11 protein-coding genes are annotated in these 15,313 nt (G+C 56.7%); 7 read left to right on the plus strand and 4 right to left on the minus strand.

The window, feature by feature from the left end; all coding sequences use genetic code 11:
* The first annotated feature begins 161 nt into the window (after positions 1 to 161).
* The 4 genes from ACIGJC_RS01270 (at position 162) to ACIGJC_RS01285 (ending at position 2,748) form a co-directional block, all read left to right on the plus strand.
* Positions 162 to 782, plus strand: coding sequence for a LemA family protein (locus ACIGJC_RS01270; RefSeq protein ID WP_483710229.1), 621 nt, complete (start codon positions 162 to 164; stop codon positions 780 to 782).
* A complete protein-coding gene (locus ACIGJC_RS01275; protein WP_483710230.1) occupies positions 779 to 1,630 on the plus strand; it encodes a TPM domain-containing protein in 852 nt (283 codons plus the stop codon). The genes ACIGJC_RS01270 and ACIGJC_RS01275 overlap by 4 nt, the downstream gene beginning before the upstream one ends.
* A complete protein-coding gene (locus ACIGJC_RS01280) occupies positions 1,630 to 2,130 on the plus strand; it encodes a TPM domain-containing protein (RefSeq protein ID WP_483710231.1) in 501 nt (166 codons plus the stop codon). The genes ACIGJC_RS01275 and ACIGJC_RS01280 overlap by 1 nt, the downstream gene beginning before the upstream one ends.
* 267 nt (positions 2,131 to 2,397) lie before the next feature.
* Entirely contained in the window at positions 2,398 to 2,748 is a 351-nt protein-coding gene (locus ACIGJC_RS01285; protein ID WP_483710232.1) for a YHYH domain-containing protein, read from the plus strand.
* A gap of 2,129 nt (positions 2,749 to 4,877) precedes the next feature.
* On the opposite strand, the gene ACIGJC_RS01290 is transcribed toward ACIGJC_RS01285, so the two are convergent.
* The 4 genes from ACIGJC_RS01290 to ACIGJC_RS01305 all read right to left on the minus strand — a co-directional run bounded on the left by ACIGJC_RS01290 (position 4,878) and on the right by ACIGJC_RS01305 (position 8,271).
* Positions 4,878 to 5,444: a hypothetical protein gene (locus tag ACIGJC_RS01290; protein WP_483710233.1), complete on the minus strand. Its 567-nt coding sequence runs from the start codon at positions 5,442 to 5,444 to the stop codon at positions 4,878 to 4,880.
* Positions 5,410 to 5,799: a helix-turn-helix domain-containing protein gene (locus tag ACIGJC_RS01295; RefSeq protein WP_483710234.1), complete on the minus strand. Its 390-nt coding sequence runs from the start codon at positions 5,797 to 5,799 to the stop codon at positions 5,410 to 5,412. Before ACIGJC_RS01295 ends, ACIGJC_RS01290 begins: the two co-directional genes overlap by 35 nt.
* Positions 5,800 to 6,646: 847 nt before the next feature.
* A complete protein-coding gene (locus tag ACIGJC_RS01300) occupies positions 6,647 to 7,018 on the minus strand; it encodes a hypothetical protein (protein ID WP_483710235.1) in 372 nt (123 codons plus the stop codon).
* A 728-nt stretch (positions 7,019 to 7,746) separates the two neighbouring features.
* Positions 7,747 to 8,271 carry a DUF6471 domain-containing protein gene (locus ACIGJC_RS01305; protein ID WP_483710236.1) on the minus strand — a complete coding sequence of 175 codons (525 nt, stop codon included), beginning with the start codon at positions 8,269 to 8,271 and terminating at the stop codon, positions 7,747 to 7,749.
* 1,457 nt (positions 8,272 to 9,728) lie between these two features.
* Between ACIGJC_RS01305 and ACIGJC_RS01310 the strand changes: the two genes are divergently transcribed.
* The 3 genes from ACIGJC_RS01310 to ACIGJC_RS01320 all read left to right on the plus strand — a co-directional run bounded on the left by ACIGJC_RS01310 (position 9,729) and on the right by ACIGJC_RS01320 (position 15,270).
* Positions 9,729 to 11,027: a hypothetical protein gene (locus ACIGJC_RS01310; protein WP_483710237.1), complete on the plus strand. Its 1,299-nt coding sequence runs from the start codon at positions 9,729 to 9,731 to the stop codon at positions 11,025 to 11,027.
* Between the two features lie 2,130 nt (positions 11,028 to 13,157).
* Positions 13,158 to 14,501, plus strand: coding sequence for a hypothetical protein (locus tag ACIGJC_RS01315; RefSeq protein ID WP_483710238.1), 1,344 nt, complete (start codon positions 13,158 to 13,160; stop codon positions 14,499 to 14,501).
* Complete coding sequence (locus ACIGJC_RS01320) at positions 14,488 to 15,270, plus strand: TnsA endonuclease N-terminal domain-containing protein (protein WP_483710239.1); 783 nt, start codon at positions 14,488 to 14,490, stop codon at positions 15,268 to 15,270. Before ACIGJC_RS01315 ends, ACIGJC_RS01320 begins: the two co-directional genes overlap by 14 nt.
* The last annotated feature ends 43 nt before the right edge of the window (positions 15,271 to 15,313 follow it).

The following is a 15,313-nucleotide window of genomic DNA, read 5'->3' on the forward strand; positions in this document are numbered from 1 at the left end:
TTCTATGTAGCCACGCCCAAGGTCGCCCCGGCGTCCGCCGCCGCTGTTGAGGCAAATCAAGCAATCGGCCCGTCGCGCGACCTAGGATGTGTGATGAAAACCCGATTTGCGATGGGTGTACCCTCACGGGAGCGCAGGCGCTGGCAGCAAGGAGATGTCTCGTGCGAAAGCTATGGTTGGTACTGGCGGCAATACTCCTGATAAGTCTGACAGGATGCGGCTACAACACCATTCAAACTCAGGATGAACAGGTCAAGGCAAGCTGGTCGGAGGTGGTGAACCAGTACCAACGCCGTGCTGACTTGGTGCCAAACCTGGTGAACACCGTGAAAGGCTACGCCAGCCATGAGCGTGAGGTTCTGACGCAGGTAACCGAGGCGCGAGCACGGGTCGGCGCCATTCAGGTCACACCAGAGACCCTGAACGACCCGAAGGCATTCGCGCAGTTCCAGGCAGCCCAGCAGCAGTTGTCCGGAACGTTGTCCAGGCTCCTGGCAGTTTCCGAAAACTATCCGCAGTTGAAGGCCGACGCGGGCTTCAGGGATTTGCAGTCCCAGCTCGAGGGTACTGAGAATCGGATAGCTGTCGCGCGAAATCGATATATCCAGTCCGTGCAGGCCTACAACGTGACGGTGCGCTCGCTACCCTCTAATCTGACGGCAATAGCCTTTGGCTACAAGGAGAAGCCGAACTTTACGGTTGCAAGCGAAACGGCGATAGCCAAGCCACCCCATGTTGACTTCGGTGGGTCTCCCGCCAGCGCGCCTGGGGGTGCCAAGTGAAATGGCTTGCGGTTGCCAAAGGCTTGTTCCTGGTCTTGCTCGCTTCGGTGTCTCTGGGCGCTGCGGCGGACATCGCCGTTCCCGCCCTCACGGCGCGCGTGACTGACCTGACCGGCACGCTGACAAGCGAACAACGGGCTGCTCTCGAACAAAGGCTGCAAGCCTTCGAGAGCGAGAAGGGAAGTCAGATAGGCGTGCTGATGGTTCCGACCACGCAACCCGAAGTCATTGAGCAATACTCCATCCGCGTGGTCGAAAAATGGAAACTTGGGCGTAAAGGAGCGGATGACGGAGCCCTGCTCATCATCGCGAAAGACGACCGAACGATGCGTATCGAGGTCGGTTATGGCCTCGAAGGTGTCCTCACCGATGCGATGAGCAAGCGCATCATCAGCGATGACATCGTTCCCCACTTCAAGCAGGGGGACTTCTATGGGGGCGTCACGGCTGGCGTCGAACGCATCATCGGTGTCATCAACGGCGAGCCGTTGCCCCCACCGAGGCGAACAAGAGGCGAGCGCGGTGATGACTCGGTGCGGCAATTCCTGCCGGTCATCCTGGTGCTGACGCTCGTGGTGGGCGGATTGCTGCGCTCCCTCTTTGGCAGAGGCCCAGGTGCCGTTGCCACCGGAGGCGTGGTCGGCATTATCGGATGGCTACTTTCCGGAGCAATCGCTATCGGCGTAATGGCTGGCGCCATTGCGCTCTTCTTTACGATGTTTGGTGGCTCCCACATGGGCTTGCGGGGTATCGGCGGTCGTGGCGGCTTCGGCGGCGGGTCTGGACGAGGCGGATTCGGCGGGGGCGGTGGTGGCTTTGGCGGCGGCGGTGCCTCGGGAAAATGGTGATGGCGAACCTTCAGCGCATGGCGCGACATCTGCTGATGACCCACTGGCAGATTCGGCGAACTTTTCCGCAAGATTCACTTAATGTCGTTGAGCGAGCCATCTCAGCCAGCGAGTCCAGCCATATTGGCCAGCTCTGCTTTGTTGTCGAGGGGGCACTGAGTTGGACGGGCCTGCTCAAGGGACTATCTGCGCGTGACCGTGCCATCGAAGTGTTTTCACAACTGCGCGTCTGGGACACTGAGCACAACAATGGCGTTCTGATTTATCTCTTGCTGGCAGACCGCAGCGTTGAGATTGTCGCTGACCGTGGAATCCATGCGAGGGTTCAGCAAGGAGAGTGGGACGCCATTTGCCAAGAAATGGAAGACGCCTTTCGCCGGAACGAGTTCAAGCAGGGCGTGCTTCGAGGCATAGAGTCAATTGGAAACCTTCTGGCAACACATTTTCCGGCTGGTGTTGGCGGAACGGACGAATTACTCAACACGCCTGTGATTCTGTAGGTCGCGATAGCGGGCAGGCTGCAGCCAAATTGGGGCAAGCTGCTGACAATCCTGGCTGCACATGACCTTCCAGCTTCAATCGGCTGCATGTCTGCCAAGGCAGTTTCCTCTTGGCTGCGCTCTGAAATGGAGGCGAAAGAGCGGCCGACACCTACCCCTATGGCGGGATGGTTCGACAACGCTGGAGATTCGAAAATCAGCCCTTCTCGGTAAGGCGAACGACGAGCGGCTTCCGAGCACAAAAATTACAACCACGGGAGAAGGTCCATGGGCGCACTGCCTGCCGCACATATCCGCTGTCTTCAGGTCGGCGCCAACGGCATCGTTGCTGTCCTTCTATGTTCTATCTCGTTTTCTACTGCGGTGTACGCCCATGGCGGAGGCCTAGATGCCAATGGGTGCCACAACAATCGAAAGACGGGTGACTACCACTGTCACCGCGAGGGTGGGAGCGCGCATCTCGTTGCTCCTGATGCTTCTCGCACACCTCCAAGCCAGGTGACGAATGCCTTGGCTGCGCCTCGCAAGACGGGCTCTGGGCAAACGTGCTACACGGGACCGCGTGGAGGTACATACACGATTACAGCGAGCGGCCGTAAGAACTATAGTGGCTGCTAGCCTGACCGCCGTACTCAAGAAATCCTGAAATGGTCCGTGGTCTGCATTGACCGCGCGCTGAAGCCATTCGGGTAGGTCGCCGTGGCCATCCCAGCTATGGCCCGCGGCGTCTCTGAAGCGAACTGGACGAACCGTCTGGCTGGTAATCGGAGTCGTAGCGGCAAAGCATCCGGCGGCAACCAGGTCATCTATTGCGATGCTGTGCTTGGCCATCTGAGACTTCACCCAAAGAATCGCTGCAGCGCGCCCTAAGTTGTTGCGCTTCAACAAGGGGGGGGGCGTTGAATCTGTGCATCGTTAGGATTCGCTCACGTCGGCATTGAACAGAAGCGTCACTAGCTGCAGTATCAGGTGTATTCTAACTCCATCGATATGCGGTCGGAGGAGGCTATGGTCTACCCCGTTGGATTTGAGGTAGCGGACATCGATGACGACATTGGGGTCCAGTTTCAGTATCTAATCGGCGGGTACAACCAGACTTTTGCGGTAAGCCGCGAAGCCTTAGAAAACTATTTCGGTCTTGCACTTGCGAGTTTCCCCGCCAAGGACAGAGACCATGCAATTCTGGGCTCCTTCATGAAGGGATGGGAGCGCATCAGAGATGCAGCGGCAAGGAGTCGCAGGGTTCCAAGCAACTCTCGCATCGTTCTAACGTCCCGCGACTTCCAGGTGAACGAGGTCACCGGTCGAGGATAGTCTCGTTTCCACAACATCACCCTCTTGAGGGGCGCCGGCGGAAACGGCATGAGGCAGAGTGATGACATCCGCTCAATCCCGGTCCAAATATGCCAAGGCGTCGCCGTCGTCCTTCAGTTCAGCAGCTACAGTATCGGTTTGTCTGGGAAATCGTCAGGTGGTGGCTCTTCGCATTCATTGCATTTCTGGGCGCCCAAGCTTTCAACACGATTCCTTGCATGCCGGTCAGTAAGCTAGCGACGGTGAAGTGCGAGCCGGCGTTTCCACTATTGAATGCCGTATGGCCGGTTCTCGTTGTCGTTGGTATTGCAGCAGGCGTCTGGCGGTACTACCGTGACCATCACTGCGGCGACATGTACCGCGATTTCTACGATTGATGGCCGTCATCGCGTGACCACTTGGACAAAGCTCTTCGCCAGAGCATTCCTTGCCGCCGTCGTCGTTGTCGTGGCTGCCATTGTGGCGCGCTACATCTACCTCCGTGTTGCGCCAGAAGGTGATACAAGCATGGAGGCCGTGCGTGATATTGAGACGCCGACACCTATTTGCGCACCTGGCATCCAACGGGGCTCCCTCCGTCACAGCGCCGCAGACTCGCATACCTTGTCCCTCCGGCGCGCCTGTCTCGAGTCGTAAGGGGAACGCTTCATCAGAGCGGATTCTCGACGCTCACCGGCTCCGCGCGGTACACCGACCAGAAGTAGTGCGAGTGTCGGTGGTGCCGGGCTCGCATCCTCTTTACGAAGAAGCGAACCCTTCCTGCTGGTCCAGCGTCCATTTCGACCTCTTGATGAAGCTCCGGCGCGAATGCCGCGGGCGGCAGCAGGCTCACGGCGGCAGAAACGTACTGTCCAGGGATGCGTGCGAGGATGCCGTTTGCTCCGGGCACTGGCGGCTCGTTAAGGCTGTCTCCTCTGAGATGGCACTTCGAAGCCAGATGGCTGTTTCCCATGATGCTATTCCTCAATCCCGCTACCTCGGCAGACCAAGACCCCGTAGCAACCGACGACTCTCCTCAGCGCGATTTCGCTACGGGTGCGTCTCCTAACCCCGCCCAGGCCCGACGCGTACCCCTTGTTTGTCACGCTGGATGAGCGGCAGATGTCCGAACGCCCTCAGCCGTGCGAGGTCTTGCCGCGTCGAAGCGGGGGCAACTAGGCTGGCCAAGGCGGCGGACTCGATGCCGAACGAGCCGCATGACGGGCAGGTGTACTTGAACCCACGTAGTGGGGACGACCGTATCCGTTCCGCGGCAGCGCCGCACAACGGGCAATTCGCTGGTTCTGGAAGCATGGCCTCAACGTGATACTGTATGGATATACAGTGCCAGTATAGCGAACCGTGAGCGGAATGGAAGAGCGAGTGACATGGCTGATACCGCACTTCTGGACAATTCCGCAGCCCGTCGGAACTGGAGAGAGCGCTTTCTTGCGCTATCTCTGGCCGGTCAAAAAGTCCTGCCAGTCGGACGCGTAAGCACAGTCCATCGGCATGGGGTCCTCTTCAATGACGGGGCACCCTGAATACTCAATGCGTTTGCGGAAGAGCGTCGCTGCAGGCTCGGGTATTTCGCCCAGGCGAACGTAGTCGGTGTTACCTGAACGGTGGATAGGAACACGGAGGGGCTCAGGGCGAGGTGGGAGCTCCTCGGTCCCGGTCAACCCGACAGCGAGAGCGCGCGCGACGAGGTCAAAGATGGATGATGCGTGGCGCGGGTAAGCATGCAGGGTTCGTTTCTCGCTGTGCTCGCGCTGGTCTTCGCGCAGCTGCACCACGTAGTCGGGAGTGGCACTCCGCTCGAGCCGGCCTATGTAAGCGGTCGCTATCTCCCTGGCGGAGCCGTTCTGGCCGACAACTTCTACAGTGACTTTTAGCATGATGAGTTCAACGAACAGTAGTAACGAGAGATTCGCGTTGCCCCAGTGTCCGAGGCCACGGGCCACCATCTCACAAGCGGCCAGGGCGTTAGGTCTGCTCGCTGCCATTGCGATGGAAGCCATCGTCCTCACCCACGTCCGGCATTGCTGACGACGGTTCCTTGAATGTCGGCTTCTTCTTCCTAGGCTTGCTCGCCCGCCGTCGTGGCTTGGCGTGCCTTGTAAGCATCAACGGATTGATAGTGGGGTATGGCGCAATTGTGTCCAGCCACGATTCGCGGCCCAAAGCTCTAAGCACCGTGCATAGGGTGCGCAGCGACGAACCGTTTCCAGCTTCAAGATTCCGCAGGGCTCGGACGCTGATTCCAGCTCGATTTGCGAGGGTAGCCTGGTCGATGTTGCGATGGATGCGGTAGGTCCTCAGATAGCCTCCTATCTCGGCCTCCATTTCTTCTAGTGTAAGGTGCCTGCGAGTCATGGCATGGTCTAGGCTTCAGCCTGCCATGAGTGAATCCGCTGCAGGGGAGGTCGAGAGCCGGAACTCATACTTGACCGCGCCTTGCTTTCCGTTGAGGCCGTACATCACCCATCAATACGCTAACGACCGAAGGGTTGGCATCTGTGAGCCGGCCCAAGGCTTCGTGGTAGCCATACAAGCGATGCAGTGCCAGAGCGACAGCGCAAGACCTCGAGTGGCCCCCCTCGCAGTGGACGGCCACAGTGGTTACGTCGCTCGGCAGGGACTCCACAAATCGGCGAATGGCCTGCGCTTGCTCAATGGTGAATGCGTGGCCGAGCTTTCCTTGCGCCCTGACCGATAAATTGGGGCTCAAGAAGTCCACATCGGCAAAACTCAAACGCACATGAACGAAGCAACCCAGGTTGGCTGGGGGACGGTCTGGCGCTGTGATTGAGATGACCGCCATCGATGGCAGCTGAGGCAGCCTTTCCGCGTCCGCTCGAGATAGCGCAAACACTTGACGTGTGCCATCCGTGGGAGGCTTGTACATCTTGTTAAAGATGTCCTGCAGTCGCCGCATCATCTCAATCCTCGCAAAATCTTTGTCGGCGGAGTGCGGACTATCCGAAGCCATCATCTTGCTTGCCCGTCACCCTCCTCTTCCAGGAGCGGCTACTCCGTGAGCGCCAGGTAACGAAGACTGGCGTTGCCAGAAATGACTGTCGAATGTCCGGTCGGGACGTACAGGCTTGCCATCCGTTCTCCGACATGCACAGTAGGTTCTATCCGACCATATCTGGCCAACGGCTAGTTCCAGTATCCGCGCGGTGCTCCGATGCTCATCTTTCCCGATAGGGCTCTTTTACTAGCGCTGGTTCTTGTCGCTGCTCGCCGGGCTTGTCAGTAACTCGGGTATCCGCTTCATCGTCCACGCTATTTCGCCAGGCGAAAGGTCCCAACGGCACGTACTGACTTTGTTGGTCACGCTTTTTTCAACTCGGCTTAGTACGTCGTCCAGCAGCCAGCCGCTTTCAATCATCTTTCTGGATGCGTAGAGCGCAAGTTGTTGAGCAAGGTCCTCGCACACGTCGTAACGCGCCCACAATTCATCTTCAGTGAGACCAGCGTAGAATCGTCCGTCAATCCCACGCAGCAGGAGCTTCGGCTGCGACCCCGAGACGACGCCGGCGCATTGCTCTCTTGGGAAATCATCGGGAATTGCGCGCCCAGTCATCATCTTCTCCCAAGTGTTTGCATATCAGTCGCTAGTTGCGCGCTTGCGCGTCCTGGCCTGCATGTGCAACAAGCGCCTCTGCGCGCGGGGCAGGTCTTTCACCGCTCCACCGGAAGCTCACCGCGGAACGAATCACGCCGTCGGACATCATGTGTTCTAGCACCGACGTCAGCAAACTGGCCTCCCAGATAGTTCGTATGCCTGCGAGACGCTCGTTCATTCACTGCGCCGCTTCTGGATGCCTGCAACCTCCGCACGCGGGCTTTCATACGACCTTCGCGTTATGCAATGCGTGACCGCCGAGCAGTGCGCCATTGTGAGCCCATAAAGTGCCTGTATGGTCCAGGGTGGGAACTGTTCAAATGGTCCATCACTGTCTCCGCTCGTGCCGCTCTCGCAGTCTATTTGCGCATACGATGAGCCGCCGATGTCTCTGTGGTATCCCGCGCGACTGAGCGGACGCAAATAGCTAACGTCGACATCGCACTGAAAGTCTAGCTCGCGGTCTTTGGATGGCAAGCTCCGAGCTTCCGCAAGCGTCTGGAAAGTCGAACTGGCGGGCAATAGCGTCGGGGCTGAATTCTAGTCTCAGTTCACACGGTGCCAATCCGATATGCTCCGCGGCCCTACATCAGCCTATTTTCCCTTGCATTTTTGTCAGGGTGAGCTAGATTGATGGTGTGGAAATTTCCACACAACGGAAGCCGAAGAACGGAGTCGAAATGTCTGCCCTATCTCAGTGTTGTGCTTGGTTCTCGCTTTGTCTCAGCAGCAGCGGCAAGAACATCGCTATGGTCGACGTAGCGCTCAAGCCCTTCAATGGGAGCCAGGCTGCTAAGTTGCAAGACGAGCGAGAACTGGAAGGTTCCGGACTCGACCAAGGCGGTGAATGCATCAACAGAGACTGGGGGACCAACGCTGGCGAGATGCTCGGCAGCCTTGTTGGACCTCAGGCGGTGCTTTCGAAGTACGTGGTGAACGATATGCGCAGCACATTCCTCTGCACCAGGATGCGCGCTGAGAAGCGCGTCCCATTGTTTGGGGCGGTCCACGCGCAATGCTTCCAATACTTGCAGGAAAAACGCGAACGAGTACGTTCCCCTCGTCGCCTTCCCTTCGACGCTTCTGGTCGACGCCTCCACGCCGATTTCGCGAAGGCAGGCCGCGGCCGCTTCGCAAGTTACCCCTTTGCGCACGAGCAGGCTTCGCATGGTACGCGAAGCCAGGCGCGTCCATGGCGTTTCCACGTAGCTCACTGTTGCATTCCCTGACGGGCTTGCCCGAAATAGCACTTCACGGTGACGAATCTGCGCCAAGCAGCGCTGTGGCGATGAGGCATTTAGTCTACCTTCCAAAGGCGCTGTGTGGCGAGGAATATCGCTTGCCTCAAGTGGTCGGCGGACGCCAGTAGGGATGCAAGAATCCATCTTATGAGGGTCCAGGTGCCCTCAGAGTTAAGCTTGCAGTGAAGGAAGTCTTGTTCCCTTAAGAATCTGTCTAAATGCCTTATCTGGTAAGGGTTTTGGCCGCTTCGCCGAGTGTTGCCAGTTGCATATTGCGATAATTATCGCTATACGCATTGGCATATTGCTATTTACGCTTTTTAAAAGCAAGACAGCGCTGGATTTAGTATTGCGTAAAAATGGAGAAATTCAGAAACGGAGAAAGGCGCTTGAATTTCGTTTGTTAGCCGTTTACGATGCTGACCCTGACTGACAGCAGTGCACATTTCGTGCGTCAGTCGACAAGCAGTGTTGGTTCTTGCCCCGGATGATTTGGTGACTCAGTACGTACGCACCAAAGAACAAGGGCAAGGACCGATAAACGGTGCTTGCCCTTGGGGTGGCCCCGTGTTACAGGGACCGCGTGTTTGAGCCACGCGCGCGTATCCTGCCACACGCGCCTCTCTCGGTCAAGTGTTTTCGCTCGCCCCTACGGGTGGGCACTGATTAAAGGAGAGTCGTGTGACTGCCTCTATCTCACCGCGCCTGCGCGCGGCTGCCCCCATTTTGTCTCGTCAACCTGGCGTCGCCGGGCAAGTCAAATTTTTTTGTGCGTTGCTGGAGACGTCGGCTGCCGTTGGGCAGCTAAGCTGCCCAACGGCAGCCGACGTCTCCAAGCTCGAGGCTCATTGAATTTTTGATGCTGACGGTTCGCTGCGTTTTCTGAGGACGAGGGTGGACCCAGGCAAACAACGAGATTCAACCGTCGCGCTTCTCGCGAGCAATGTTGTGCCGCGTGTAGCAGGGGGGCAAACACCATGCAATTCCACAGCCAGACCGAGAATCGAACCGGCCTGTCGGTGAGAATCCGAGTGTCAAAGACAACATGTCGCCGGGTTCGAGTTGTCGATAACGGGACAAGCATCTCAAATTCTGAGTGCCCTTGTACCGGCAATCCCGATTGCGTTGAGGGAACGATAGGTGGCGTCGGGATGAAATTCCGGGGTCTCTGATTAGCGCGCCTTGGGAACAAACAACCCGCGGTAAAGATGCCGTCGAGCATTCGTGCAGCACAAGCCTATCTGAACCACGCGAAAGAGACCCCGACTGCATCTGTCGCGAGCTGGCCACGTCGGTAGCCAAGTCTCCGGTTGTGTATGCAGAGGATTTGCGGACGCCTCACTGAGCGGACTCGCATTCCATCCCTACGTTTCCATTTCTGCGTTGGCTGCGACGCGTTGGTGCATTGAGCTAAAAAAATCATTCAAGCGATGTCGGAATTTATCTTAGACAACCAGGTGGCGGCATTTGACCTCAACCCTGCGCTGACTGCTGTGCGTCACGTGCCGGGAGATGAGGAAGTTGCTTCACTGTTGGAAAACACGACCCTACTTCAGGACACTCAGATTCGCTCTGCATCGAGAGAGGAAAGAGTTGCCGCTCTTGCCGATTTCGATGGAGCCTACGCACCGACCAATGTAGCGTGTCGTGTTGTCCAAGAAGCTATCAGGAAGGGGCGCATTGCACTGAGCTATCGGAACATCAATGACAGCACCTTCAGCAAATCGCTGCTAAGGCAGGCAAGCATGCTGAAAAGCCGCCAGCCAGGACCTCTGCCGCCCAGTCCAATGCGGCATCACAGAAAGGTTCAAGGGATGCTGCTAGCGGGGGCATCAGGCAACGGGCGAAGCACCCTTATGGCCAAGGCGGCTGAACTCATTGGCACGAAGGCTGAGCCACTACGAGGGACCGTAGCTGTTCCCGTTGGCCTGTATCAAATTGCCGTTCTGTTCATTCGCTGGCCTTCCTGCGGCACACCAGAAGGGTTCCATTACGCAATGCGTGGGCTCGTCGACTCAGCCATCGACACGAAATTCCTGGATGCAGCAACATGTCGAAACTTCAAGAGGACCCAACTCGCACCCTCGACCAAGTCGCTTGCGCTTCTGGTCTCACCGGCGCTTCTCTTCGTAGACGGCGTCAACTTATCCAATGTATGCGACGCATCTGACGACCTGTTTGCGTACCTTGCCGAATTCATGGACTACACCGGTATTCCAATTGTCATTTCGTGCACATTTCCTATAGCTGCACGGCTTGCTCAGCTGGGGGAAATAGGAATTCGACTCGGAGTGGCCAGAGCTGTTTGGTTCGACAACATGCCCTATGGTGATGAGTGGATTCGTATGGTCCAGTTCTTTTGGGCGCATGACCTCCGGAGGAAACCTAAGTCGATGCCGACCAAATTGCCGTGGACGCTGCATAGGACGACAAACGGAAACATTGCATGCCTCCGCGCAGTGATGGAGCAACTCCTCGTTGAACTTATTAATGCTGAAGACAAAGAACCCGATGTCACTGCAGCGACGACTCTCGTGATGGCTGAAAGAATCGGCAGCCAGGTAATGATGCCGTTCCGGCCATTGGTGAGGTTGCTACATCGCGAGGGAACGTCATCGCTTATCGCACCTCGAGATAGGGATGCATGGGGCGACTACCTGCCATTCAGTGCCTTTGACTTTCTGCCGAGCGAAGACGAGCCAAACCGACTTTCTTACAGAAGGCAATGAGCATGACGACCTCATCTCGCTCAGACACGACAATGACGTTGGCGCCGCGCGATATGGATACAGTGGTCGGACAACGTGGACTACTTGCGGGGACCGGACTGCTCCCCGGAGAGACTGTACCGAGCGCACTTAGACGTGGCGCTCATCTTGCGGGATTGCCATTGCGCGAGTTCCTTCGGATGGTCGCCGGGCGAACTCGAGTAGGGATTGAGGGGGTGGTGTACGCACTGGACTCATTGTGCGCCAGTCTCCCACTCTTTCCTTCTGTCGACGTCGTAGTCAACGAGCACTTGTTGTATGACTACTACGCGTGCTGTGCATCAGCCCACGCCGCTGAATCGTTTCTGCGAAGAGTGCTAGGCAACTCCCACGGGCCTATCCGGCCAAGCCGTCTTCCCGTGGCATTCATGGAAGAACTGTACACGGGCGCGGCGTGCCCAGTATGTAAAGAGATTGCGGTGGTTAGATACGGCACTACTTTCGTTCATCGGATGCACGTCCCGCCATTTCTGCACATATGTCCCGTACATGGTGAACGACTAACAAGCGAAACGTGTACTTCTGACTGCTTTGTCGATAGTGGCACCGGTGGGCCATGTTGGAGGGATGAGCTCAAGTACGCCAGACTTACCAGGATTTGTGTCGAAACGACGGTAGCGAAGTCGCCGTTCCGAAAGGATAGCCTGCGCGAGCAGTTGCACCACTCTGCCTATATCTCGGCCTCCGGCCGGTGGCGCTTGGCACAGCTTGCCACTGATTTCTGTCAATACTTCAGTGGGCGATTCATTGACCTTCGTCTTCGGACGTTGGCAACGGACGAGCACTTCATCCTGTCCGCAGCACAAGCACTTCAGCGTGACGATAGAAGCCTTCATCCGGTCGCCGCTTGTCTGATTCATTGGTTCTGTGAAGAAAATGCTTGTCAGCAAAGAGCGCACCCGATACGGGTCTCCAAATCGCCATTGCGTCGGCCGTGTACCGATGAAGTTCGTAACGCTCTTATTACGACGCCATCTATAGCGGCCGCGGCACGGCTGCTTCATACAGACCCGAGCGCGCTGGCGTTTGAGGCTCAACGCCTCGGTCTTGTGACGGTCGATAGCCGACGAGAATTCATGGTCGATGACGTCTGCCTCCTTCTGGTGCAAGGTGCCACAGCACAGGATGTTGCGACTCGTCTGCATACATCCGTCACAACAGTCAGGAGGATATGCGCCGTCTACCACGAGCGTATCGGGGTGGCGAGGCGACAACGAAGCAGTCTTGGCCTGGAGAGAGACAAAGCACATTGGGAAGCAATCGTGCTCGCGAACCCCAACATGTGCCGGACGGAATTGAGGAAATCGAATTGCGCACTATGGGGAAGACTGCGCAGGGGCGCCCCACTTTGGCTCAGAGAACACTCGCCAAAGAGGATTCGGCGACGCGGAAGAATCAATAGAACTGCTTACGGAAGCCTGCTTAGCAGAAGCGAAACAGCCCTAAACAAGGCGAAGGAAATTAGAGGTGTTGATGGCCGTCCACTACCGGCGTCCAAGTACCGCCTGCGCAAGACTACCCGAATGACCGAGTATCAAATCGAGTTCATCGCAGGGAGGTTGGCCTCCGGGACTGCGCCTTGGCAAGGGTCCCGTGACCAGTTCGTACGTCAACGCCTAGCATGGGCCCGCAATCGGTGTCGGCCTGGTTGCACCGCCGTCTGGGAGATGGCGCGTGGCGCAATTTTGCGCGAAGGGACAGTTGAACGCGTTCTGATGTGTGATGCAGAAAGTGAGAAGAATGAGAAATATAGGTAACCGATTGCTAGATTTCGCCGCAGCAGCGGCGGCCCAGGTCCCGACGCTATTCTTGGCTACCCCGAAAATTGCCAAACATGAAGGACTTGGCCCATATACATATCGCATAAGCAACCTGTCGTGGAGCAATGCAGCCTTACAGATTTCGAGCAGCACGTTGGGCGACCCGACAAGGCGCATCAATCTGTGCGTGCCTGGGAACATTCCCGCGATTGTTGAGCTTCTCGGGGATGCTGTTCCATCCGTCCTCGAAACGAGACGGCTCCACACTCTCTTTCCGCTGTCCAAGCTCGTTGGAGACGGTGCTAGCCGAGCAAGAGTGGAGACTCGGACCATGTCCCATGCCAAGAAGGGTGACCAACTTACCTTGTCCCCCCGTCGCTCCGGCATTACGTGGGCATTAGGGTTGTGTGCTGCCTGCATCGAGGATGACACCAAAGAGTACCAGTCCGCGGTATGGCATAGAGAACATCTTCTTCAGCTATCAAATTTGTGCGCGCTGCATAGCGAACCCATCTTTGAGTATTGCGAGACCTGTTCGCGTCGTGTCCGACGCTCGACAAAACTCGCAACACCAAGTTTTCAAGCCTGTATCTGCAAGAGAAAGCCGCTAGTTGCACGGCGGCCGGTCTTACATGGAGATAAGTGCGCTGAGCATGGACTTTCGACCTTTATCTTTGAGTTCCTTAACTACACTGGGCTTGAGGACTTGAACGGCGAACTCTTTGCCGAAGCAGTGGGTGGCAGGCTTGAGCACCTCGGCATTCGAGGTGAATTCAATTTGCACTATGGACGTCTCCGGGACGTATTACGGGCGAAGCTGAGCCAAAGCGCCTTTGACACGCTTCCGGACCCGCGCACCTCAAAACAATTCAGGGCTGCGCTAAACGGACTGCGGCCGTTCGGCGACGCATCGACGGCGCTGGCAGTCGGCTATGCGCTATTTGGCTCTGTCGAACACTTGGCGTTGACAACGAGCGCTGAGGTAGGAAAACCGAAGCCTCGTGAAGGACTGTCAGAGAAGATTCGACGCAGAGGAAGTCGGATGACTCCTGAAGAGCGCGACGAAGTAACCCGCGACTACTTGCACCGTCTCGGGTTACCGACATCTGGTGAAAGCAAATTCACTGAGACGCCGACTATAGATAGTGCTGGGCCATACATCGCCACATGGCTCCGAGAATACGGTGGAAAGCTCTTGCCACCGGATAGTCAACTGTATGTACGAACCCCAAGTCTACCCGATAACTCGGATGCGAGAGATGCGCTGATGGCGGCGTACGTTAAAGCAAAGGCTTTTGAACTGCGAGAATCCGGATTCTCGGGACGAATCTCCAAGCACATCTTGCTTGAAGGCTTCCCGCAGGGCACGTTAGTTTGCGGGAAGAATGCGTCGCGATACCCCCTAACGCAGGAAGCGCTGAAGGCTGGAGAGGAGACCTGGCAGGCCTGGCATATCCGCACGTCGAATGCCCTCGTTCAAGAAGCGAGTGGGCTTGGGGTTGCAGCTCATTTCATCCCTACCGCAGAGAAACTCGCAAACATGACAAGACAACAGCACCACGAGTTCAGATGGCGACTCAGGAAGTCGATAGAGAGTGGCGATACTCGACGGGATTTGGAAGCGTTGTCGCCTATGAGCATTGCTTCGTCGAGGGGAATCGATGAAGGTGCTTGAACTTCCACAGGTCCAACTCCTCGAGTGGGGACGCAAGCTGCCGGAGTGGGATATATGTGGCATTCCAACTGGACGAAGATACAAGCCCTGGCACTCGGCGAGAGTTGGCAAGAGAGGATTGTCCGGAAATTGGGTCCGGATAAAGACCGGGACCGGCTCCCCCCAGCACTCTTTGATTGAGGCAAAGGCACTGGCGAAGTTCGATTTTCACACATGGGTCATAGAAGCTCGTTCTCAGTATCCATTCTGGGATGCTGAGAAGTATCTGAGGTACTACCGCGCTGGGCGTCCGTTCCCAAAAACGTCTGTTGCCACGTTTGACTTCATGCTTACGCTCTGTATCCCACGGACCCAGCAACTGCATTACCACTGTGTATCCATCAAGCCAAGAGAACAGCTCGACGATGCGAAGGTTGTGAGGCGGCATGAACGCGAAGCCAAGTGGTGTGCTGAACGAGGGATTACGTGGGAGTGCCTGACGGAGCAGGACTTCTCTGATGCAGAGTACGGTAACTATAAAGTGCTGAAGCGATTTCTGAGGGAAGCGAATATTGCGCGTCAGATGGAGGACGCTCGCGAATATGCGGGGCGAGTCAATCGTAGTAGCGCATCGGGCTCGTTAAATCACCTTCTGAAATGTGCAAATCGCAAATGGACTCTGCTTGAATGTTATCAAATGTTTGGAATCGCAGTGCTTATGGGTTGGCTTCGACTTGACCATCGATTCCCGCTTGGTGAGGACAAGCAACTGTTCCTGGAGAAGATGTAATGGACGAATATAAAAATCTGCCTTGTTCGACTATGTCGCTCCA

It is taken from the genome of Cupriavidus sp. C3SS-1 (assembly GCF_057073755.1).